Source organism: Variovorax paradoxus, assembly GCF_000834655.1.
GTDB lineage: Bacteria > Pseudomonadota > Gammaproteobacteria > Burkholderiales > Burkholderiaceae_C > Variovorax > Variovorax paradoxus_F.
On sequence record NZ_JXQQ01000119.1, the window covers coordinates 26928 to 47995 of the forward strand.

At 67.0% G+C, this 21068-nt stretch carries 21 protein-coding genes; 19 read left to right on the forward strand and 2 right to left on the reverse strand.

Features of this window, described 5'->3' with window-relative positions; genetic code table 11:
* The first annotated feature begins 45 nt into the window (after positions 1-45).
* The 19 genes from serC (at position 46) to mnhG (ending at position 19329) form a co-directional block, all read left to right on the forward strand.
* Positions 46-1113, forward strand: coding sequence for a 3-phosphoserine/phosphohydroxythreonine transaminase (gene serC / locus RT97_RS29315; RefSeq protein ID WP_253278346.1), 1068 nt, complete (start codon positions 46-48; stop codon positions 1111-1113).
* Between the two features lie 25 nt (positions 1114-1138).
* Positions 1139-2260 carry a prephenate dehydratase gene (gene pheA, locus RT97_RS29320; protein WP_042582385.1) on the forward strand — a complete coding sequence of 374 codons (1122 nt, stop codon included), beginning with the start codon at positions 1139-1141 and terminating at the stop codon, positions 2258-2260.
* Between the two features lie 14 nt (positions 2261-2274).
* Entirely contained in the window at positions 2275-3168 is an 894-nt protein-coding gene (locus RT97_RS29325) for a prephenate dehydrogenase (protein WP_042582386.1), read from the forward strand.
* Between the two features lies 1 nt (position 3169).
* On the forward strand, positions 3170-5191 hold the full coding sequence (locus tag RT97_RS29330) for a bifunctional 3-phosphoshikimate 1-carboxyvinyltransferase/cytidylate kinase (RefSeq protein ID WP_042582387.1): 2022 nt from the start codon (positions 3170-3172) through the stop codon (positions 5189-5191).
* A gap of 221 nt (positions 5192-5412) precedes the next feature.
* The gene (rpsA, locus tag RT97_RS29335; protein WP_012746757.1) at positions 5413-7101 is read left to right on the forward strand and encodes a 30S ribosomal protein S1; all 1689 of its coding nucleotides are present in this window, start codon (positions 5413-5415) and stop codon (positions 7099-7101) included.
* Between the two features lie 75 nt (positions 7102-7176).
* Positions 7177-7500, forward strand: coding sequence for an integration host factor subunit beta (locus tag RT97_RS29340; protein ID WP_042582388.1), 324 nt, complete (start codon positions 7177-7179; stop codon positions 7498-7500).
* Positions 7501-7548: 48 nt separating this feature from the next.
* Complete coding sequence (locus RT97_RS29345; protein WP_042582389.1) at positions 7549-7890, forward strand: LapA family protein; 342 nt, start codon at positions 7549-7551, stop codon at positions 7888-7890.
* Entirely contained in the window at positions 7880-9049 is a 1170-nt protein-coding gene (lapB, locus tag RT97_RS29350; RefSeq protein ID WP_042582390.1) for a lipopolysaccharide assembly protein LapB, read from the forward strand. Before RT97_RS29345 ends, lapB begins: the two co-directional genes overlap by 11 nt.
* 140 nt (positions 9050-9189) lie before the next feature.
* Entirely contained in the window at positions 9190-9519 is a 330-nt protein-coding gene (locus RT97_RS29355; protein ID WP_042582391.1) for a ComEA family DNA-binding protein, read from the forward strand.
* A gap of 166 nt (positions 9520-9685) precedes the next feature.
* Positions 9686-10654, forward strand: a complete 969-nt coding sequence (locus RT97_RS29360; protein ID WP_042582392.1) for a TRAP transporter substrate-binding protein — start codon at positions 9686-9688, stop codon at positions 10652-10654.
* Positions 10655-10743: 89 nt separating this feature from the next.
* Positions 10744-11277, forward strand: a complete 534-nt coding sequence (locus RT97_RS29365) for a TRAP transporter small permease (RefSeq protein WP_042582393.1) — start codon at positions 10744-10746, stop codon at positions 11275-11277.
* Positions 11278-11316: 39 nt separating this feature from the next.
* Positions 11317-12630, forward strand: coding sequence for a TRAP transporter large permease (locus RT97_RS29370; RefSeq protein ID WP_042582394.1), 1314 nt, complete (start codon positions 11317-11319; stop codon positions 12628-12630).
* 34 nt (positions 12631-12664) lie between these two features.
* Positions 12665-13042 carry a fluoride efflux transporter CrcB gene (gene crcB / locus RT97_RS29375; protein ID WP_042582395.1) on the forward strand — a complete coding sequence of 126 codons (378 nt, stop codon included), beginning with the start codon at positions 12665-12667 and terminating at the stop codon, positions 13040-13042.
* A 77-nt stretch (positions 13043-13119) separates the two neighbouring features.
* Entirely contained in the window at positions 13120-16062 is a 2943-nt protein-coding gene (locus RT97_RS29380; protein ID WP_042582396.1) for a monovalent cation/H+ antiporter subunit A, read from the forward strand.
* A complete protein-coding gene (locus tag RT97_RS29385) occupies positions 16062-16412 on the forward strand; it encodes a Na+/H+ antiporter subunit C (RefSeq protein ID WP_042582397.1) in 351 nt (116 codons plus the stop codon). Before RT97_RS29380 ends, RT97_RS29385 begins: the two co-directional genes overlap by 1 nt.
* A gap of 82 nt (positions 16413-16494) precedes the next feature.
* Entirely contained in the window at positions 16495-18213 is a 1719-nt protein-coding gene (locus RT97_RS29390; protein ID WP_042582398.1) for a monovalent cation/H+ antiporter subunit D, read from the forward strand.
* Complete coding sequence (locus RT97_RS29395) at positions 18210-18701, forward strand: Na+/H+ antiporter subunit E (protein WP_042582399.1); 492 nt, start codon at positions 18210-18212, stop codon at positions 18699-18701. Before RT97_RS29390 ends, RT97_RS29395 begins: the two co-directional genes overlap by 4 nt.
* Positions 18698-18976 (forward strand): K+/H+ antiporter subunit F, encoded by a 279-nt coding sequence (locus tag RT97_RS29400; protein WP_042582400.1) that lies wholly within the window; start codon positions 18698-18700, stop codon positions 18974-18976. The genes RT97_RS29395 and RT97_RS29400 overlap by 4 nt, the downstream gene beginning before the upstream one ends.
* Complete coding sequence (mnhG, locus tag RT97_RS29405) at positions 18973-19329, forward strand: monovalent cation/H(+) antiporter subunit G (RefSeq protein ID WP_042582401.1); 357 nt, start codon at positions 18973-18975, stop codon at positions 19327-19329. Before RT97_RS29400 ends, mnhG begins: the two co-directional genes overlap by 4 nt.
* 22 nt (positions 19330-19351) lie before the next feature.
* On the opposite strand, the gene RT97_RS29410 is transcribed toward mnhG, so the two are convergent.
* Together RT97_RS29410 and RT97_RS29415 are read right to left on the reverse strand one after the other, a co-directional pair.
* Positions 19352-20374, reverse strand: coding sequence for an XdhC family protein (locus RT97_RS29410; protein ID WP_042582402.1), 1023 nt, complete (start codon positions 20372-20374; stop codon positions 19352-19354).
* A 13-nt stretch (positions 20375-20387) separates the two neighbouring features.
* Positions 20388-21065 (reverse strand): CoxG family protein, encoded by a 678-nt coding sequence (locus tag RT97_RS29415; protein ID WP_042582403.1) that lies wholly within the window; start codon positions 21063-21065, stop codon positions 20388-20390.
* Positions 21066-21068: the final 3 nt, after the last annotated feature.

Consider the following 21068-nt stretch of genomic DNA (forward strand, 5'->3'; position numbering starts at 1 on the left):
CCGGCCGGCAAGCGCCCCTACAACTTCTCGGCCGGTCCGGCTGCCATGCCGGAGGCGGTGCTTCGACGCGCCGCCGCCGAAATGCTCGACTGGCAGGGCAGCGGCATGAGCGTGATGGAGATGAGCCATCGCGGCAAGGAATTCGGCGCGATCTGCACGCAGGCCGAAGCCGACATACGCACGCTGCTGGCCGTGCCCTCCCATTTCCACGTCCTGTTCATGCAGGGCGGCGGCCTTGGCGAAAACGCCATCGTGCCGATGAACCTGTCGCGCGGAAAGACCGCCGACTTCGTCATCACCGGCAGCTGGAGCATCAAGTCGCACAAGGAAGCGCAGCGCTATTGCACGGCTCGCGTGGCCGCGAGCAACGCCGACGACCAGCACACGAAGCTGCCCGATCCCGCGACCTGGCAGCTCACCAAGGACGCCTCGTACGTGCACCTGTGCACCAACGAGACGATCAACGGCATCGAGTTCCAGCAGCTGCCCGACCTCGCCGCGCTCGGCAGCGATGCGCCGCTGGTCATCGATTTCTCGTCGCACGTGGCTTCGCGCAGCGTCGACTGGAGCCGCGTGGGCCTCGCTTTCGGCGGCGCCCAGAAGAACCTGGGCCCGGCGGGCCTCACGATCGTCGTCGTACGCGACGACCTCCTGGGCCACGCGTTGGAGATCTGCCCGAGCGCCTTCAACTACAAGATCGTTGCCGAGAACAATTCCATGTACAACACCCCGCCGACCTGGGGCATCTACATGGCGGGATTGACGTTCCAGTGGCTGCTTGAGCAGACCGAGGGCTCGCTCACCGGCGTGGCTGCGATGGAGCAGCGCAACATCGAGAAGGCTCGGCTGCTGTACGACTTCATCGACGGCTCCGACTTCTACGCCAACCGCATCGATCCGAGCTGCCGCTCACGCATGAACGTGCCGTTCTTCCTGGCCGACGAAGGCTGCAACGAAGCGTTCCTGGCCGGCGCACGCGAGGCCGGGCTGCTGCAACTCAAGGGCCACAAGTCGGTCGGCGGCATGCGCGCGAGCATCTACAACGCCATGCCGCTGGCAGGGGTGCAGGCCCTCGTGGGCTACATGCGAGAATTCGAGCGATCGCATGCCTAGGCGCATGCCCTAGTTGCTCGCACCGATGACCGCCTCCGCACCCACACCGCCCTCCTCCAACTACAACTCCGAAAGCCTTGCCGATCTGCGCGTGCAGATCGACTCGCTCGACCAGCGCCTGCTGAGCCTGCTCAATGAGCGCGCTCACGTGGCCGAACTGGTCGGCGAGGTCAAGAAGCGCGAAGGCACGCCGTTCTTTCGCCCCGACCGCGTTGCCGCCGTCATCGACAAGATGCAAAAGAGCAATGGCGGCCCGCTCAAGGACCTCCACATTGCGGCCATCTGGCGCGAAATCATGTCGGCGTGCCTCGCACTCGAATCGCCGCAGCGCGTGGCCGTGCTCGGTCCCGAAGGCACCTTCTGCGAGCAGGCGGCCATCGAATACTTCGGCGGCGCCGCCGACCTGATCTACTGCGCCAGCTTCGACGAAGTCTTCCACGCCACTGCCGCGGGCAGCGCCCAGTACGGCGTGGTCGGTGTCGAAAACTCGACCGAAGGCGTGGTCACCCGTTCGCTCGACCTGTTCCTGCATTCGCCCACCCATGTCGTGGGCGAAGTCAGCCTGCTGGTGCGCCACCACCTGCTGCGCAGCGAAAACTCCCTCGAGGGCATCGAGGCCGTGCTTGCCCATCCGCAGGCGCTCGCGCAATGCCAGACCTGGCTGTCCAAGCATCTGCCCAATGCCGAGCGCCGCGCTGTCTCGAGCAACGCCGAAGGCGCGCGCCTCGCGGCCACCAATCCGGCCTGGGCCGGGCTCGCCGGCGAGCGCGCCGCCACGCGTTTCGGGCTGCATATCGTGGCGCACGCCATCCAGGACGATTCGTACAACCGCACCCGCTTCTCGGTGATCTGCCTGCCGCAGACGCTGGCCATGCCGCCGGCATCGGGCAAGGACTGCACGAGCCTGATCGTCTCGGTGCCGAACCGCCCCGGCGCGGTGCACGACCTGCTCGTGCCGCTGAAGGCCAACAACGTGTCGATGACGCGCTTCGAATCGCGCCCCGCGCGCACCGGCCAGTGGGAGTACTACTTCTACATCGACCTGGACGGCCACCCCTCGCAGCCCAACGTGGCAGCGGCACTAGCCGAACTGCGCGGCCTCTGCGCGTTCTACAAGGTGCTTGGCGCCTACCCCGTCAAAGCCTGAGCCGGACAAGCACGATGTTCGAGCAACTGGGATTGATCGGCTGCGGCCTCATGGGCGGCTCCTTTGCGCTCGCGCTCAAGCGCGCGAAGCTGGTGAAACGCGTGGTCGGCTACAGCAAGTCGCCCTCCACCACCGAGCGGGCGCGCCAGCTCGGCGTAATCGACGTGGCGGCGCCTTCCGCGCTGCTGGCGGTATCGGGCGCCGACCTGGTTCTGCTCGCCGTGCCGGTCGCCGCCTCGGAGGCCATGTTCAAGGCGATCCGCCACGGCATCTCGAGCGACACGCTGGTGATGGACGTCGGCTCGACCAAGGGCGACGTGATCGAGGCCGCACGCAACGGCCTGCAAAAGCAGTTCGCGAACTTCGTGCCGGCCCATCCGATCGCCGGCAAGGAAGTCTCTGGCATCGAGCACGCCGAAGCCTCGCTCTTCACCGGCCGTCAGGTCGTTCTGACGCCGGTCAAGGCCACGCTGCGCTCGAACGTGCAGCGCGCCTCGCAGGTGTGGAGCGGCATCGGCGCCAACGTGGTCACGATGACGCACGAGGAGCACGACGCCTCCTTTGCCGCCGTGAGCCACCTGCCCCACTTGCTCGCCTTCGCGTACACCAACGCGCTCACTGCGCAGCCGCAGGGCGACCGTTTCCTCAGCCTCGCTGGGCCGGGCTTTCGCGACTTCTCGCGCATCGCCGCCAGCGACCCTGTCATGTGGCGCGACGTGCTGCTCGCCAACCGTGAACAGGTGCTGCTGCAGTCCCAGGCCTTCCGCAAGGCGCTGGACGATCTCGAGGCGCTCATGACCGCGGGCGACCTGCAGGGGCTGGAGCAATCCATCGCCGCCGCAAGCAAGGCGCGCGCCGCCTGGAGGCCGAACGCGAGCACCGACGCCTCGGCCCAGCAGGACAGCTGACATGTTCTCGACCGCCTTCCTCGACCTCCCGCCCCTCGTGGGCGCTGCCGGCACAGTCCGGCTGCCGGGCTCCAAGAGCATTTCCAACCGCGTGCTGCTGCTGGCCGCGCTCGCGAGCGGCACCACCACGATCCACGACCTGCTCGACTCGGACGACACGCGCGTGATGCTCGACGCCCTGCGCGCACTCGGCTGCGGCATCCAGCCCGCGGGGAACACGCTGCAGATCACCGGCCTCGGCGGGCAATTGACGCCCAGCGAAACGCTGCTGCCCCTCTTCCTCGGCAATGCCGGCACCGCCATGCGCCCGCTGACGGCTGCGCTATCGCTGCTCGGCGGCGAGTTCGAGCTGAGCGGCGTGCCGCGCATGCACGAACGGCCGATCGGCGACCTGGTCGATGCGCTCACCCAGCTCGGCTGCAACATCGACTATCTCGGCAACCCGGGCTATCCGCCGCTGCGCATCCATCCGGTCGACCACGACGACCTGGCACTCCATGCACCGATCCGCGTGCGCGGCGACGTCTCGAGCCAGTTCCTCACGGCCCTGCTGCTGGCGCTGCCGCTTGCGGCACGCAACGACATCGTGATCGAGGTGATCGGCGAGCTGATTTCCAAGCCCTACATCGAGATCACGCTCAACCTGCTCGCGCGCTTCGGCATCACGGTGCGGCGCGACGGCTGGGAGCGCTTCACCATCCCCGCCGGCAGCAGCTACCGCTCGCCGGGCGACATCCACGTGGAGGCCGACGCCTCCTCCGCCAGCTATTTCATCGCACTGGGTGCCATCGCCTCGGGCGTGGCCGGAAAGCATGGCATCCGGATCGAGGGCGTGGGCGCCTATTCGATCCAGGGCGACATCCGCTTCATCGACGCCGCGCGGCAAATGGGCGCACAGGTCGACAGCGGCCCCAACTGGCTCGAAGTGCGCCGCGGCGCCTGGCCGCTCAAGGCCATCGACCTGGACGCGAACCACATCCCCGACGCGGCGATGACGCTCGCCGTCATGGCGGTCTACGCCGATGGTCCCAGCACGCTGCGCAACATCGCCAGCTGGCGCGTCAAGGAAACCGACCGCATCGACGCCATGGCCAACGAGCTGAAGAAGCTCGGCGCCAAGGTCGAGGCCGGGCCCGACTTCATTCGCGTGCATCCGCTCGCGCAGGGCGGCTGGTTGCCAGCCAGCATCCGCACCTACGACGACCATCGGGTCGCCATGTGCTTCTCGCTCGCGGCCTTCAACCCGGCCGGCGTGCCGGTGCGCATCCTCGAGCCGCACTGCGTTGCAAAGACCTTCCCCGATTACTTCGAAACCCTGTTCTCGGTCGCCGAGGCCGCCGAGGTGCCGGTGATCTGCATCGACGGCCCGACCGCCTCGGGCAAGGGCACGCTTGCGGCCGAAGTGGCGCGCCTCCTGGGCTACCACTACCTGGATTCGGGCTCGCTCTACCGCGTGACCGGCCTGGCCATGCGCCGCGCCGGGCTCAGCGCAGATGCGCAGCACGAGGCGCAGATCGCCGCCCTGGCGTCCGCCCTGCCCCTGCAGTTCACCGAGGGCAAGGTGATGCTCGACGGCGAAGACGTGAGCGACGAGATCCGCACGGAAGCAGCCGGCATGGACGCCTCCCGCGTCTCCACCCTGCCGGCGGTTCGCGAGGCGCTCCTGGCGCTTCAGCAGCGCTTTCGCCAGCTCCCAGGCCTGGTGGCCGACGGCCGCGACATGGGCACGGTGATCTTTCCGGATGCCGCCCTGAAGGTCTTCCTCACGGCCAGCGCCGCCCAGAGGGCGGAACGGCGCCATAAGCAGTTGATTTCAAAGGGTATTTCGACTACACTCGACAGTCTTCGCTCCGACTTGGAAGCACGCGACGCCCGGGACTCCTCCCGCAGCGTCGCGCCTCTGAAGGCGGCGCAGGACGCCCGCCATCTCGACAACTCCCAACTGTCCATTGAGCAATCGATCGATACGGTGTTGGACTGGTGGCAGGAAATTCAACCGTTCAAGCTCGCTCGATCGGTTTGAAGTGCAGCTCTTCAAGTCCGCTTGAAGGGCTCGCGCCAACCGGGTTGTCCGGATGGCGCATACCGCTCCAGCAGGCTCTTATCGCGCGACAGCGCACCGGCCTTCTGGTTGTTCAACCAACCCGGGCACCAGCCCACAAAACCGCCGTCTCCAGATCTACAGCAGCCGCACGCAATTTCGCAAGAGCGCCTGCCAACCCTGCCTGACGGAAGGAACCATAAATGTCTGAATCTTTTGCCGACCTATTCGAAGAGTCCCTGAAGCGTTCCGAAATGCGCACCGGCGAGGTCATCACGGCCGAAGTCGTGCGCGTCGAACACAACCACGTCGTCGTCAACGCCGGTCTGAAGTCCGAAGCGTATGTGCCGATCGAGGAGTTCAAGAACGACAAGGGCGAACTCGAAGTCCAGGCCGGCGATTTCGTTTCCGTTGCCATCGGCAGCGTTGAAAACGGCTACGGCGACACCATCCTCTCGCGCGACACCGCCAAGCGCCTCGCTTCGTGGCTCGCCCTCGAAAAGGCCCTGGAATCGGGCGACTTCGTCACCGGCACCACCAGCGGCAAGGTCAAGGGCGGTCTCACGGTCCTGGTCAACGGCATCCGCGCATTCCTGCCCGGCTCGCTGATCGACACGCGTCCGATCAAGGACCTGACCCCGTACGAAAACAAGACCCTCGAATTCAAGGTCATCAAGCTCGACCGCAAGCGCAACAACGTCGTGCTGTCGCGCCGTGCCGTGGTCGAAGCCAGCATGGGCGAAGAACGCGCCAAGCTGATGGAAACCCTGAAGGAAGGCGCTGTTGTCCGCGGCGTGGTCAAGAACATCACCGAATACGGTGCGTTCGTGGACCTGGGCGGCATTGACGGCCTGCTGCACATCACCGACATGGCATGGCGCCGTGTCCGCCACCCGAGCGAAGTCGTTCAGGCCGGCCAGGAAATCACCGCCAAGATCCTCAAGTTCGACACCGAAAAGAACCGTGTCTCGCTGGGTCTGAAGCAAATGGGCGACGACCCGTGGATGGGCGTTTCGCGCCGCTACCCGCAATCGACCCGCCTGTTCGGCAAGGTCACGAACATTGCCGACTACGGCGCGTTCGTCGAACTCGAACCTGGCATCGAAGGCCTGGTGCACGTCTCCGAAATGGACTGGACCAACAAGAACATCGCTCCGAACAAGATCGTCTCGCTGGGCGACGAAGTCGAAGTCATGGTCCTGGAAATCGACGAAGACAAGCGCCGCATCAGCCTGGGCATGAAGCAGTGCAAGGCCAACCCGTGGCAAGAGTTCGCGCAGAACACCAAGCGCGGCGACCGCGTCAAGGGCCCGATCAAGTCGATCACCGACTTCGGCGTGTTCGTGGGCCTGGCTGCCGGCATCGACGGCCTGGTTCACCTCTCGGACCTCTCGTGGAACGAAGCCGGCGAAACCGCCGTTCGCAACTACAAGAAGGGCCAAGAAGTCGAAGCGATCGTGCTGGCAGTCGACGTCGACCGCGAGCGCATCTCGCTGGGCATCAAGCAGCTCGACAGCGACCCGTTCACCACGTTCACCACCGTGAACGACAAGGGCCAGATCGTGACCGGCAAGGTCAAGACGGTTGACGCCCGCGGCGCTGAAATCGACCTGGGCGAAGACATCATCGGCTACCTGCGTGCTTCGGAAATCTCGCGCGACCGCGTCGAAGATGCCCGCAACGTGCTCAAGGAAGGCGACGAAGTCACCGCCATCGTCGTGAACGTGGATCGCAAGACCCGCAACATCCAGCTGTCCATCAAGCAGAAGGACATGGTCGACGAACAAGGCGCCATGGCCAACCTGAGCCAGCAGTCGGCACGCGAAAACGCGGGCACGACGAGCCTGGGCGCCCTGCTGCGCGCCAAGCTCGACAACAACGACAGCAAGTAAGCTGAGCCAGAAGACAGAGCAGGCCCTGGGGCCGCTCTGTCTTTTTTTTCGTCCACGTTTTCTGCACTGGCCTTTATGACCCGCTCTGACCTCGTCGAAGAACTCGCAGCGCGCTTTGCGCAACTCACGCACCGCGATGCCGAGTACGCCGTCAAGACCATCCTGGACGCGATGAGCGACGCGCTGGTGCGCGGGCACCGCATCGAGATCCGCGGGTTCGGCAGCTTCTCGGTCAACCGGCGTCCGCCGCGCATCGGGCGCAATCCGCGTTCGGGCGAGAGCGTGCAGATCCCCGAAAAGCGGGTGCCGCATTTCAAGCCGGGCAAGGCCTTGCGCGAGGCCGTCGACGCAAAGACGGCCGAGCTCGACGCCAAGGAAGCCAAGGTCCGCAAGGCCTGAGCGCCTGATGGCTGCAACCTTAGAATCGTCCCGCCAACGGGAACGTGCATGAAATACCTCCTGTGGCTGCTCAAGGCAGCCATTTTTTTTACGCTCTTCGCCTTCGCGCTGAACAACCAGCACGACGCGACCGTCTATTTCTTCTTCGGCACCCACTGGCGCGCACCGCTGGTGCTCGTCGTGCTCGCGGCGTTCGCCGGCGGGCTCGTGGTGGGCGCCTTGGGCATGCTGCCGGGCTGGTGGAAACACCGCGCCGCCGCAGCGGCCCAGGGCCCCTCGGCGACCGAAGCCATCTCCACAACCACCGCACCGACGGCCGTGACTGCCCAAGCAGCGGCGCCGTCCATCTCCGCCACCGACCTTCCCGCCGTACGTCAACATGGACTTTGATCCCAGCTGGCTGCTGATCGGCCTGCCCGTCGCCTTCGTGCTCGGGTGGCTCGCATCGCGCTTCGACATCCGCCAGCTCAAGCTCGAGAACCGGCAGGCGCCCAAGGCCTACTTCCGCGGCCTGAACTTCCTGCTCAACGAGCAGCAGGACCAGGCCATCGACGCCTTCATCGAGGCCGTGCAGAACGACCCCGACACGCAGGAGCTGCACTTCGCGCTCGGCAACCTGTTCCGCCGCCGCGGCGAATACCAGCGCGCGGTGCGCGTGCACGAGCACCTGCTCGGCCGCGGCGACCTGAGTCGCACCGACCGGGAGCGCGCGCAGCATGCGCTGGCGCAAGACTTCCTGCGCGCGGGCCTCCTCGACCGCGCCGAAGCCGCGCTGCAGAAGCTCGAAGGCACGCGCTACGAGAACGAAGCGCGCCTCTCGCTGCTCGCCATCTACGAGCGCTCGCGCGAATGGGCCCAGGCCGCCGATGTGGCACAGAAGCTGGATGAGTCCGACCAGGCCAGCTACGCCACGCGCCGCGCGCACCACCTCTGCGAGCAGGCGACCGAACGCGTGGCCGCCGGCGAGTTGCCCGCTGCAGCCAGGTTGCTCGCGCAGGCCGTGGCGCTTGCCCCGCAAGCACCGCGCCCCGCCATCGACACCGCCAACCTGCAACTGCGCAACGGCGATGCCGCTGGAGCTTTCGACACGCTCGTGGCACTGAGCGACACCGCGCCCCTCGCGCTGCCGCTCTACGCCGCAGCGCTGCAGCAGGCCGCCGTGGCAGCGCACCGCGAAGCCGATGCGCTCGCGTTGCTGCAGCGGCGCTACGTGGAGTCGCCGTCGATCGACGTGCTCGAGGCCATGATCGGGCTCGGCGGCACGCCCAGCGCCACCGTGGACGCGCCCGAGCCCGCGCCGCGCGACGGCTACATCGCCCACCTCGCGCAGCAACCTTCGCTGGTCGCGGCATCGCGTTGGCTGGCGGGCGAAAAGTTCGAGCACGAGCAATTCCATCCACAGGTGCAGCGCGCGCTCGACCAGGCCACGCGCCCGCTCATGCGCTACCGCTGTGCGGCCTGCGGTTTCGAGGCGCACCAGTACTTCTGGCACTGCCCCGGCTGCCAGGCCTGGGACAGCTATCCGCCGCGCCGCGTCGAAGAACTCTGAACAAGCTTTCGACCACATTTCAGAACAATGGTCACCCGGGCGGTTGCGTCGTCAACGCCCTTTTCCCTGGTCTCGTTGAACGCGGGCCGACGCTCTTGTCGGCTGACAGTCATACCAACAAATCAGGGAGTTTTTCAATCATGTTCAAGAAGATCCTGGCCCTCTCGGCCATGCTGTTCGCAGTTGCTTCGTTCGCGGCGGTCGATGTCAACAAGGGCACCGAAGCCGAGCTCGACGGCCTCAACGGCGTCGGGCCCGCGATGTCCAAGCGAATCCTCGAAGCGCGCAAGCAAGGCGAGTTCAAGGACTGGCCCGATCTCATGCAACGGGTGAAGGGCGTGAAGGAGAAGAAGGCCCAGAAGCTCTCGGCAGAAGGCCTCACGGTGAATGGCAAGGCTTTCGACGGCGCAGCACCAGCCTCATCCAAAGAGGCGAAGGAAGCCAAGGCACCCAAGGCCGCCAAGCCCTGACCCCGCGCTCGCAGCAACAGCAAAAGCCGCCCTCGAGGCGGCTTTTTCATGCGCGCACGGTCCGCCGCATGCGCGCTACATGGCAGGGAAATGCCTCAGGAAGTGGCCCGAAATTTGCACGTATGCTTCCTTTCGTTTAGCTTTCATTACATTCCGGAGCGCGTTCATGAATCACAAGTTCGGCATTGCCCTCGCGGGCCTCACCCTGGGCGCCGCAGCCTTCGCGCAGACCAAGTGGGACCTCCCCACCGCCTACCCCGCGACCAACTACCACACCGAAAACATCACGCAGTTTGCGAAAGACGTGGACGCCGCCACCGCCGGCAAGGTGAAGATCACGGTGCACGCCAACGCGTCGCTCTTCAAGGCGCCCGAAATCAAGCGCGCCGTGCAGAGCGGCCAGGCGCAGGCCGGCGAGATCCTCCTGGCCAACTTCGCGAACGAGAACCCGATCTACGCGCTCGACGGCGTGCCCTTCCTGGCCACCACCTATCCCGAAGCCAGGAAGCTCTACGACGCCTCCAAGCCCGCCATGGAAAAGCTGCTCGCAGCGCAAGGCATCAAGGTGCTGTTCGTGGTGCCATGGGCGCCGCAGGGCATCTATTCCAAGAAGGAGATCAGCTCGGTGGCCGACCTGCGCGGCATCAAGTGGCGCGCCTACAGCCCGGCCACCGCCAAGATCGCCGAACTGATCGGCGCGCAGCCGGTACAGATCCAGCAGGCCGAGCTGAGCGCGGCCATGGCCACCGGCGTGATCGAGAGCTACATGAGCTCGGGCTCGACCGGCTACGACACCAAGACCTACGAGCACATCAAGAACTTCTACGACACGCAGGCCTGGATTCCGAAGAACGCGATCCTGGTGAACGCCAAGGCCTTCGACGCGCTCGACGCCACCACCAAGGCCGCCGTCACCAAGGCCGCGGCCGATGCCGAAACCCGCGGCTGGAAGATCGCGCAGGAAAAGAACGACGAATACAAGCGTCTCCTGGCCGAGCGCGGCATGAAGGTGCACAAGCCCTCGCCCAAGCTGGACACCGACATGCGCCAGGTCGGCGGCATCATGCAGGCCGACTGGCTGAAAGCCGCCGGTGCCGATGGCGCAGCCATCGTCGACGCCTACAAGAAGAAATGATGACGCCCCCACGCTCATCACTTCGTGTATCGCTGCCCCCCGAGGGGGCGCAGGCCTCCCTTGGGGCGGCCCGGCGGGAGGCCTGAGCCATGCGCCGCTTCCTCGACCGCCTGTACGACGGTGCAGGCGCGCTCGGCGCGTTCTGCGTGTTCCTCATCTTCGTGCTGATGATCCTGGCCGGTGTGGGCCGGCAGATGAACTGGCACGTGAGCGGGCTCAACGACATCGTCTCGTGGCTCTGCGCCGCCGCGGCGTTCTTCGCGATGGCGCACGCCTTTCGCCACGGCGACTTCGTGCGCGTGACGCTGCTGCTCGAAGCCGTCTCGCCCAAGGCGCGGCGCGCGCTCGACGTGACGTGCCTCCTGATCGCGGCCGTGTCGGTGGCCTACCTCACCTACTGGGCCACCAGCTTCACCTACGAGAGCTACGAATTCGCCGAGATGGCGACCGGCCTCGTGGTCATTCCGATCTGGATTCCGCAGTCGACCTTCGTGATCGGCTGCTGGCTCCTCTTGATCGCCATGGTCGACGAACTGGTGGGCGTGGTGCGCGGCGAGAAGCCGAGCTACCAGCGCGCCATCGAAGAGCGCCACGCCGCGGGCGACTTCTCCTCGGACGTCTGAACGTCAGAACGACGACCACAACAACACCAAGACACTCCGATGTTCGAAAACCTCTGGATGGGCGCCCTGCTGCTCGGGATCATGCTGCTGCTCCTGGCGGGCGGCGTCTGGATCGCGATGACCCTGGCCATCGTCGGCTGGGTCGGCCAGGCCTTCTTCACCAACACCCTGCCGGGCAAGAACCTGTTCTCCGCCTTCTGGGAAAGCAACGCGAGCTGGGAGCTCGCGGCGCTGCCGCTCTTTATCTGGATGGGCGAGATCCTCTTCAGAACCAAGCTCAGCGAGGAGATGTTCGAGGGCCTGCGCCCCTGGCTCAACCGCGTGCCCGGCCGCCTCATGCACACCACCATCCTCGGATGCGGCGTGTTCGGCTCGGTCTCGGGTTCGTCGGCCGCCACCTGCGCGACCATCGCGAAGGTGGCGCTGCCCGAGCTCAAGCGCCGCGGCTACAACGAGAAGCTGGCCATCGGCTCGCTGGCCACCGCGGGCACGCTGGGCATCCTCATCCCGCCCTCGATCACGATGGTGGTGTATGCGGTGGCCGCCGACGCGTCGATCATCCGCATCTTCCTGGCCGGCTTCCTGCCGGGCTTCCTGCTGATGCTGCTCTTCTCGGGTTACATCGGCTGGTGGAGCCTGCGCAACCCCGACCAGGTGCCGCCGGCCGATCCGCCGACCACCTTCATGCAGAAGATCAGGCTCTCGGGCAACCTCATTCCGTGCGCCCTGCTGATCGTCTTCATCGTGTGGGTGCTGGTCGCGGGCTGGGCCACGGCCACCGAGTGCGCGGCCTTCGGCGTGCTGGGCTCGCTGGCGATCGCCGCCTATGGGCGCAGCCTCACCTGGAAGAACTTCAAGGACGGCATCATGGGCGCCACGCGCACCAGCTGCATGATCATGTTCATCCTGGCGGGCGCGGCCTTTCTCACCAAGACCATGGCCTTCACCGGCATCCCGCGCGAACTGGCGGAGTGGGTCGACAGCATGCACTTGTCGCCCTATGCGCTGATCGGTGCGCTGGTGGTGGTGTACCTGGTGCTGGGCACGGCGCTGGACGGCATCTCCATGATCGTGCTCACCAGCGCGGTGGTGCTGCCGATGATCCAGAAGGCGGGCTTCGACCTCATCTGGTTCGGCATCTTCATCGTGCTGCTGGTGGAGATCGCCGAGGTCACGCCGCCGGTGGGCTTCAACCTCTTCGTGCTGCAGAACATGACCGGGAAAGACAGCAACGTGATCGCCAAGGCGGCGATTCCGTTCTTCTTCTGCCTGGTGCTGTGCATCGTGCTGATCACGCTCTTCCCGAGCATCGTGACGATCCTGCCGGACGTGGTGATGGGCAAAGAGAAGTAGAGAACGAGGCGGCCTGCGGATAATCGCCGCCACCATGCTGCTGAACGCCTTCGTCATCTGCCTCGCCGCCTGCATAGGCGCCCTCATGCGCTGGGGCTTCGCCCTCTGGCTCAACCCCGGCAGCGTCATCCCCTGGGGCACCCTCGCGGTCAACCTGATCGGCGGGTATCTCATCGGCGTGGCCATCGGCTTCTTCAACGGCTTGCCCGACATAGACCCCGCGTGGCGGCTCATGGTCATCACCGGCTTCCTGGGCACGCTCACCACCTTTTCCAGCTTCTCGGCCGAAGTGGTCGGCATGCTGGTGGGCGGCCGGCTCGGCCTTGCGCTGGGCACGATCGCGCTGCACCTGGGCGGCTCGCTCTGCATGACGTGGCTGGGCCTTCGCACCGTGCAGGCCTTCTCGGGCTGAAGCCCCGCTAAAACTGCCTTATGTCCTGCGGTTATAGATAAGGGCCGCCAGGGGGTCGGTCGATAGAATTGACCACAATGCCCCTGGTCTTTCTCGTCGCACTCCCCTTCATCGCCAGCGTGCTGGCCGCGTTGATGCCGTCCAACGCGCGCAACAGGGAGTCGACCCTCGCGGGCCTCGTCGCATTGGGCTGCGCCATCCAGGCCGCCTGGTTCTTTCCGCAGATCGCGCACGGCAACGTGCTCCGGCAAGAGATCGAATGGCTCCCCGCGCTCGGCCTGAACCTCGTGTTCCGCATGGACGGCTTCGCCTGGCTCTTTTGCATGCTGGTGCTGGGCATCGGCGCGCTGGTGGTGCTCTATGCGCGCTACTACATGTCGGCGTCCGACCCGGTGCCGCGCTTCTTCTCGTTCTTCCTCGCGTTCATGGGCGCGATGATGGGCGTGGTGCTTTCGGGCAACCTCATCCAGATGGTGCTGTTCTGGGAGCTCACCAGCCTCTTCTCCTTCCTGCTCATCGGCTACTGGCACCACCGGCGCGACGCGCGGCGCGGCGCGCGCATGGCGCTCACAGTCACGGGGGCCGGGGGCCTGTGCCTCCTGGCCGGCGTGCTGGTGCTGGGGCGCATCGTCGGCAGCTACGAGCTCGACATGGTGCTCGCCTCGGGCGACCTGATCCGCGCCCATGCGCTCTACCCGGTGGCGCTGGTGCTGATCCTGCTCGGTGCCTTCACCAAGAGCGCGCAGTTCCCGTTCCACTTCTGGCTGCCGCGCGCCATGGCCGCGCCCACGCCGGTGTCGGCCTACCTGCACTCGGCCACGATGGTGAAGCTGGGCGTGTTCCTCATGGCGCGCCTGTGGCCCGTGCTCTCGGGCACCGAGCAGTGGTTCTGGCTGGTGGGCGGCGCGGGTGCGATCACGCTGCTGCTGGGCGGCTTCATCGCGATGTTCCAGCGCGACCTGAAGGCGCTGCTGGCCTACTCGACCATCTCGCACCTGGGGCTCATCACGCTGCTGCTGGGCCTGAACAGCCCGCTCGCGGCCGTCGCGGCGGTGTTCCACGTCATGAACCACGCGACCTTCAAGGCCTCGCTCTTCATGGCCGCCGGCATCATCGACCACGAGACCGGCACGCGCGACATCCGCAAGCTGAGCGGCCTGATGCGGCTCATGCCCATCACCGGCACGCTGGCGATCATCGCCAGCGCCTCGATGGCCGGCGTGCCGCTGCTCAACGGCTTTCTCTCGAAGGAAATGTTCTTTGCCGAGACGGTGTTCATCCAGGCCACGCCCTGGATCGACTTCAGCCTGCCGGTCATCGCCACCATCGCGGGCATCTTCAGCGTGGCCTACTCCGCGCGCTTCGTGTTCGACGTGTTCTTCGGCCCGCCCTGCGGCGACGAGGTGCCCAAGCACCCGCACGAGCCGCCGCACTGGATGCGCGTGCCCGTCGAGTTGCTGGTGCTGGTGTGCCTCGTGGTGGGCGTGGTGCCGGCCTGGTCCGTCGGGCCGCTGCTGGCGGCCGCGGCCACGCCGGTGGTCGGCGGCACGCTGCCCGAATACAGCCTGGCCGTGTGGCACGGCTTCAACCTGCCGCTCGTGATGAGCTTCGTCGCGCTCGCGGGCGGCGCGGCGCTCTACCTGCTGCAACGCCGCCGCCGCGCGGGGGGTGGCCTCGCGCACACGCCGCTGCTGCACCGCTTCGACGGCCAGGTCATCTTCGAGCACCTGCTCGCGCTCCTGAGCGAAACCGGCCGCCGCAGCCGGCGCCTGTTCGGCACGCGCCGCATGCAGTCGCAACTGCTGCTGCTCGTGGCGGTGGCCGTCGCGGGCGCTGCGGCCTCGCTCTGGGCCTCGCCTGCCGCGCCCGGCACGCGCGAGCTGCTGCCCTTCTCGCCGATGTTCGCCATGATGTGGCTCATCGGCGGCACCTGCGCGCTGGCCGCCGCCTGGCAGGCCAAGTTCCACCGGCTCGCAGCGCTCATGCTGGCCTCCGCCGCCGGGCTCGTCTCGTGCGTGACCTACATCTGGTTCTCCGCGCCCGACCTCGCCCTCACGCAGCTGGTGGTCGAGGCCGTGACCACCGTGCTGATTCTCCTGGGCCTGCGCTGGCTGCCGATGCGCAGCAAGGACGTGATCCAGCCCGCCCGCGCACGCCTTCGCCCCTGGGGCCGACGCGGGCGCGACCTGCTGGTGGCCACCATCGCGGGTTGCGGCATGGCCGCGCTGGCCTGGGCCCTGATGACGCGCAACTTCCCGCAGAGCATCTCGCCTTTCTTCCTCGAACACGCGCTCACCGAAGGCGGCGGCACCAACGTGGTCAACGTGATGCTGGTCGATTTCCGCGGCTTCGACACCTTCGGCGAGATCACCGTGCTCGGCGTGGTGGCGCTCACGGTGTACGCGCTGCTGCGGCGCTTCCGCCCGGCCATCGAGTCGATGGCGCTGCCGATCCAGCAGCGCCAGCAGGTCGACGACGGCAGCAGCGACCTCCTGAACCCGCGCCTGGCCAAGGACAGCGCCGTCGGCTACCTGATGGTGCCGGCCGTGCTGGTGCGCCTGTTGTTGCCGCTCGCGGTGCTGGTGTCGGTCTACTTCTTCATGCGCGGGCACAACGCGCCGGGCGGCGGTTTCGTCGCGGGGCTGGTGATGTCGGTCGCGCTGGTGCTGCAGTTCATCGTCTCGGGCACCGAATGGGTCGAGGAGCACCTGCGCATCTACCCGCGCCGCTGGATCGCCATCGGCCTGCTGTTCGCGCTCGCCACGGGCAGCGGCGCGGTGTTCTTCGGCTATCCCTTCCTAACCACGCACACCGCGCACCTGCACCTGCCGCTCCTTGGCGAGATCCACGTGCCCAGCGCCCTCTTCTTCGACATCGGCGTTTTCGCGCTGGTGCTGGGCGCCACCATGCTGATCCTCACCGCGCTGGCCCACCAGTCCATCCGCAGCCACCGCTGGGCCGACGAGCAGGCCGAGAGAGAAGCACAGGCCCAATCCGAAGCCGTGGAAGGAGCGCACTGATGGAAATCGTGCTCGCCCTGGCCATCGGCGTGCTCACCGGCTCGGGTGTCTACCTGCTGCTGCGCCCGCGCACCTTCCAGGTGATCATGGGCCTCACGCTCATCTCGTACGCGGTCAATCTCTTCATCTTCAGCATGGGCCGGCTCAAGGTCGACAGCGAGCCGGTGCTCATCAAGGGCATCGAGTCGACGCTCGCCAACACGGCCGACCCAATGCCGCAGGCGCTGGTGCTTACCGCCATCGTGATCGGCTTCGCGATGACGGCGCTGTTCCTCGTCGTCATGCTCGCCTCGCGCGGCCTGACGGGCACCGACCATGTGGACGGTGAAGAGCGAAAGGAAGCGGAATGAGCGCCGCACGGCCGCCCGAAGGCGCAGGCTCCCGTGAGGGGTTGGGCGCAGCACACGCAGTGGCAAGCCTGGGGGTGGACCGATGACAGAAGTCTTCCACCTGCTCGACCGCTTCCTCGAGTTCAGCATGCCGCACCTCGTGGCGGTGCCGATCCTCGTGCCGATGCTCACCGCGGCACTCATGCTGCTGCTGGGCGAGAACCGCCGGCGCGCCAAGTCCGCGCTGAGCGTGGTCTCGGGCCTGGTCGGCCTCCTGGCCGCGCTCGCGCTGCTGCGCTGGGTGAACGCGCCCGACACCGGCGGCGGCCCCGGCTCCATCGGCGTGTACCTGCCCGGGAACTGGCGCGCGCCCTTCGGCATCGTGCTGGTGGCCGACCGGCTCTCCACGATGATGGTCGCGCTCACCGGCGTGATCGCCTTCGCCGCCTCGATCTACTCCACCTCGCGCTGGGACCGCGCGGGCGTGCATTTCCATCCGCTGCTGCAACTGCAGCTCATGGGCCTGAACGGCGCGTTTCTCACGGGCGACCTGTTCAACCTGTTCGTGTTCTTCGAGGTGATGCTCGCGGCGTCCTACGGCCTGCTGCTGCACGGCTCGGGGCGCCTTCGGGTACAGGCGGGGCTGCACTACATCGCCATCAACCTCGCGGCCTCGTCGCTGTTCCTGATCGGCGCGGCCATCCTCTACGGCGTGACCGGCACGCTCAACATGGCGGACCTGGGCGTGCGCATCGCCGAGCTCGCGCCGGGCGACCGCGGGCTGGTGCATGCGGCGGCAGCCATCCTGGCGACCGCGTTCTTCGCCAAGGCGGGCGCGTGGCCGCTCAACTTCTGGCTGGTGCCGGCTTACAGCGCGGCGGTGTCGCCCGTGGGTGCGGTGTTCGCATTGCTCACCAAGCTGGGCGTGTACACGGTGCTCAGGCTCTGGACCGTGCTCTTCGCGCCCGACACCGGCGACTCGGCCGCCTTCGGGCAGGCCGCGCTGGTGGGCATCGGCCTGGCGACGCTGTTCGTCGGCGCCATCGGCATCGTCGGCACGCAGCGGCTGTCGAACCTCGCGGGCTTCAGCGTGCTCGTGTCTGCCGGCACCTTGCTCGCGGCGGTCGGCCTCGGACAACCCGATGTGTGGGCGGGCGCGCTCTACTACCTCCTGAGTTCGACGCTGGCCGTGAGCGCCTTCTTCCTTTTGATCGACATGATCGAGCGCTGGCGCAACGCCGGCATGAGCGTCGCGCCGCACGAGGCGGCGGGCAACGCGCCGTTTCTCGCCGAAGACCTGAGCGCCATGTCCGACGTGAACCTGGACGACGAAGCGCAGGCGCTCTACGGCCGCGCGATTCCCGCCGGCGTCGCGTTCCTGGGCCTGAGCTTCATGGGATGCACGCTGCTCCTGGCAGGGCTGCCGCCGCTCTCGGGCTTCGTCGGCAAGTTCGCGATGCTCTCCGGCCTGCTCGGCGCGAAAGGCGTGGCGATGGCCGGGTGGATCTTCCTGGCGCTCCTCGTCGTCTCGGGCTTTCTCTCGCTGATCGCCTTGAGCCGCACCGGCATCCGCCATTTCTGGACCCAGCCACACCCCACGATGCCTTCGCTGCCCGCGCTCGAAGTGCTGCCGGTGGCCGCCTTGCTCGCGGCCTGCGTCGCGCTCACGGTGTGGGCCGAGCCGGTGATGCAGCATGCCAAGGCCACCGCCAACGGCCTGAAGAACCCCGAGACCTACCGCAACGCCGTGATGGGCGCCACGCAGGTGCCCAACCCGGTGGTCGCGCCGGCCAAGGTGCCGGTGAAGGGAGCCGCGCCATGAAACGCTGGATTCCCTCGCCGCCGCTGTCGTTCGCGCTCTTCATCGTCTGGCTGTTGCTCAACCAGTCGCTGGACGCGCCCACACTCCTGGCGGCGCTGGTGCTCGCCATTGCGGTGCCGCTGCTCACCAAGGGCCTGCGCCCCGCCACCGTGCGCATGCGCAAGCCCGGCGTCGCGCTGCGGCTGTCGTTCGTCGTCACCTTCGACATGCTCAAGTCCGCGTGGGACGTCGCCCGGCTGCTGCTCACCCGCCGCAGCTCGCGCATCGCCTCGAGCTTCGTGCAGATCCCGCTCGACATGCGCGACCCCAACGGCCTGGCGGTGCTCGCGATGGTGATGTGCCTCACGCCCGGCACCGCCTGGGGCGAAGTGGCGTTCGACCGCAGCACGCTGCTGATCCACGTGTTCGACCTGGACGACGAGGCCGCCTTCGTCGCGATGATCAAGTCGCGCTACGAGCGCCCGCTGATGGAGATCTTCGAATCATGACGCCGATCCTTTTCTGGGCCCTCAAGTTCGCGCTCTTCCTGCTCGCAGTGGCCATGCTCTGCGCGGTCTCGCGGCTGCTCGTCGGCCCCTCCGCGCAAGACCGCGTGATGGCGCTCGACTGCCTCTACGTCAACGGCATGCTGATGATGCTGGTGCTGGGCATCAACTACGCGAGCAACGTGTACTTCGAGGCCGCGTTGCTGGTGGCGATCTTCGGCTTCGTGGGCTCGACGGCGATGGCCAAGTTCCTGCTGCGCGGGGAGGTGATCGAATGACGGATTTCATCGTCGGGCCCTTGCCGCTGTGGGCCGAGATCGTGACTGCCGTATTTGCAGTGCTGGGCGCAGCCTTCGCGGCGATCGGCTCCTTCGGCCTCGTGCGGCTGCCCACCTTCTTCCGACGCATCCACGCGCCCACGCTGGGCGCGACGGTGGGCGTGTGGTGCATGACGATCGCCACCATCGTCTACTTCTCGGTGCAGGGTTACAGCCTGTTCCTGCACGCCGTGCTGATCGTGCTGTTCATCGCACTCACCGCGCCGATCACCACCATCTTCCTGATGCGCGCGGCGCTTTTTCGCGAGCGGCAAAAGGGCGGCAACGTGCCGCCGCAGGCAAAGTCGGGCTGAAAAGCCAGCGTGCCGCCGGCCCTCAGCTCATCGCGAGCTGCTGCATGCCCTTGGCGCGCGCCACTTCCACTTCGCGCGGCAATGTGACTGCGTTCTTTACCGCAAGAATTTCCGCCATCACGCTCACCGCGATCTCGGGCGGCGTCTTGCTGCCGATGTAGATGCCGATCGGCCCGCGCAGCCGCGCGAGCGATTCGGTCGTCTGGTCGAAGTGCTCGATCATGCGGTCGCGCCGCGCCTCGGCATTGCGCCGCGAGCCGATGGCGCCCACGTAGAAAGCCTCGGTCTGCAGCGCTTCGAGCAACGCGAGGTCGTCCAGCTTGGGATCGTGCGTGAGCGCGACCACGCAACTGCGGCGGTCGGGCCTGAAGGCCAGCACCGCGTCGTCGGGCATCTCGGTGGTGATGTGGACGCCCGGCAGCGACCATGCGGTGCGGTACTCGGCGCGCGGATCGCACAGCGTGACCGCGAAGCCGCTGAACTTGGCCATGGTGGCGAGGTACTCGGCCAGCTGGCCGGCACCGATCAAGAGCATGCGGTACTCGGGGCCGAAGGTGTTGGTGAGCTCGGCGTCGTCCACCTTGAGCTCGTCGGGTGCGGTCGCTTCGGCGAGCTTCACCGCGCCGGTGGCGAGCGTCACCGTGCGCTGCATGAGCCGGCCTTTTTCGAGTTCGGCCACGAGCGTGTCGAGCGACGCGGCATCGGGGTCGTATTCGAGCAGCAGTTCGAGCGTGCCGCCGCAGGGCAGGCCGAAGCGGTGCGCCTCGTCGGCCGTGATGCCGTACTTCACGAGCGCGGGCGGCGTGCCCGGGGGCACGTCTTCGCCGTTGCCATGCGCGTGGCTGTAGCGCGCGATCAGGTCGTCCTCGATGCAGCCGCCCGAGACCGAACCGACCACCGCACCGTCGTTCGCCAGCGCCATGATCGATCCGACCGGCCGCGGCGACGAGCCCCAGGTGCGCACCACCGTGGTCAGCAGCGCGCGCTTGCCGGCCTGCCGCCAGTCGCGCAGCGTGCGCAGCACCATGACGTCGAGGTTTTCCATGGCGTTGCCGTCTTCAGTTCGTCTCGCCGCCCGGAGCGGCGGACGCGTCTTTTTCGTCCTTCTTGCCCAGGCCCATCTTCTTCATGAGGCCGGACATGACGCCGGCCTTTTCGGCAGGTGCCTCGGCCGTTTCTGCAGCGGCGGCGGGCGGCGGGCCGTAGCGGCTCTGCATCTCGGCGTCGAAGCGCTTGAAGAAGTCGTCGGCCGTGGACTTGGCCGCGCCGTCGATCAGGCGCTGGCCCAGTTGGGCGATCTTGCCGCCGACCTGCGCCTGCACGGTGTAGTCGAGTTCGCAGCCGGCCGTCGCAGGCGCGGCTTCGGCGGGCACGGCTTCAGGCGTTGCCGCTGGTGCGACCTCGGCCGGGGCCTCCGCAACCGCCGGCGCGGCGGCCGCCAACGGCCGCAGCGTCACGCTCGACGAGCCCTTGGCGAACCCCGCCACGCCGCCCTGCCCCTCGAAGGTGAGCTTGTAGCCGTCGGGCGCCACGATGTCCGACAGCACCACCTTGCCGCTGAACTTGGCCGACACCGGGCCGATCTTCAGCGCGAGCGCCACGCTGTACTGGTTGTCGCCGGTGAGCTCGAACTTGTCGCAGCCGGGAATGCACTTCTTGAGCGTCTCGGGGTCGTTGAGCGCTTCCCAGGCCTGTTGTTGCGTGACGCCGAGGCGGCGGTTTCCGAGCATTTCCATGGT

Excerpts from the sequence above, each read along its gene's own strand:
- RT97_RS29365 (WP_042582393.1), top strand. The coding sequence starts at position 10,744 with ATGCGCCGCTTCCTCGACCGCCTGTACGACGGTGCAGGCGCGCTCGGC.
- RT97_RS29370 (WP_042582394.1), top strand. The coding sequence starts at position 11,317 with ATGTTCGAAAACCTCTGGATGGGCGCCCTGCTGCTCGGGATCATGCTG.
- rpsA (WP_012746757.1), top strand. The coding sequence starts at position 5,413 with ATGTCTGAATCTTTTGCCGACCTATTCGAAGAGTCCCTGAAGCGTTCC.
- pheA (WP_042582385.1), top strand. The coding sequence starts at position 1,139 with ATGACCGCCTCCGCACCCACACCGCCCTCCTCCAACTACAACTCCGAA.
- RT97_RS29385 (WP_042582397.1), top strand. The coding sequence starts at position 16,062 with ATGGAAATCGTGCTCGCCCTGGCCATCGGCGTGCTCACCGGCTCGGGT.
- RT97_RS29415 (WP_042582403.1), bottom strand. The coding sequence starts at position 21,065 with ATGGAAATGCTCGGAAACCGCCGCCTCGGCGTCACGCAACAACAGGCC.
- RT97_RS29360 (WP_042582392.1), top strand. The coding sequence starts at position 9,686 with ATGAATCACAAGTTCGGCATTGCCCTCGCGGGCCTCACCCTGGGCGCC.
- serC (WP_253278346.1), top strand. The coding sequence starts at position 46 with ATGCCGGAGGCGGTGCTTCGACGCGCCGCCGCCGAAATGCTCGACTGG.
- RT97_RS29340 (WP_042582388.1), top strand. The coding sequence starts at position 7,177 with ATGACCCGCTCTGACCTCGTCGAAGAACTCGCAGCGCGCTTTGCGCAA.
- RT97_RS29330 (WP_042582387.1), top strand. The coding sequence starts at position 3,170 with ATGTTCTCGACCGCCTTCCTCGACCTCCCGCCCCTCGTGGGCGCTGCC.
- RT97_RS29345 (WP_042582389.1), top strand. The coding sequence starts at position 7,549 with ATGAAATACCTCCTGTGGCTGCTCAAGGCAGCCATTTTTTTTACGCTC.
- crcB (WP_042582395.1), top strand. The coding sequence starts at position 12,665 with ATGCTGCTGAACGCCTTCGTCATCTGCCTCGCCGCCTGCATAGGCGCC.
- RT97_RS29355 (WP_042582391.1), top strand. The coding sequence starts at position 9,190 with ATGTTCAAGAAGATCCTGGCCCTCTCGGCCATGCTGTTCGCAGTTGCT.
- RT97_RS29390 (WP_042582398.1), top strand. The coding sequence starts at position 16,495 with ATGACAGAAGTCTTCCACCTGCTCGACCGCTTCCTCGAGTTCAGCATG.
- lapB (WP_042582390.1), top strand. The coding sequence starts at position 7,880 with ATGGACTTTGATCCCAGCTGGCTGCTGATCGGCCTGCCCGTCGCCTTC.
- RT97_RS29380 (WP_042582396.1), top strand. The coding sequence starts at position 13,120 with ATGCCCCTGGTCTTTCTCGTCGCACTCCCCTTCATCGCCAGCGTGCTG.
- RT97_RS29325 (WP_042582386.1), top strand. The coding sequence starts at position 2,275 with ATGTTCGAGCAACTGGGATTGATCGGCTGCGGCCTCATGGGCGGCTCC.
- RT97_RS29410 (WP_042582402.1), bottom strand. The coding sequence starts at position 20,374 with ATGGAAAACCTCGACGTCATGGTGCTGCGCACGCTGCGCGACTGGCGG.
- RT97_RS29395 (WP_042582399.1), top strand. The coding sequence starts at position 18,210 with ATGAAACGCTGGATTCCCTCGCCGCCGCTGTCGTTCGCGCTCTTCATC.
- mnhG (WP_042582401.1), top strand. The coding sequence starts at position 18,973 with ATGACGGATTTCATCGTCGGGCCCTTGCCGCTGTGGGCCGAGATCGTG.
- RT97_RS29400 (WP_042582400.1), top strand. The coding sequence starts at position 18,698 with ATGACGCCGATCCTTTTCTGGGCCCTCAAGTTCGCGCTCTTCCTGCTC.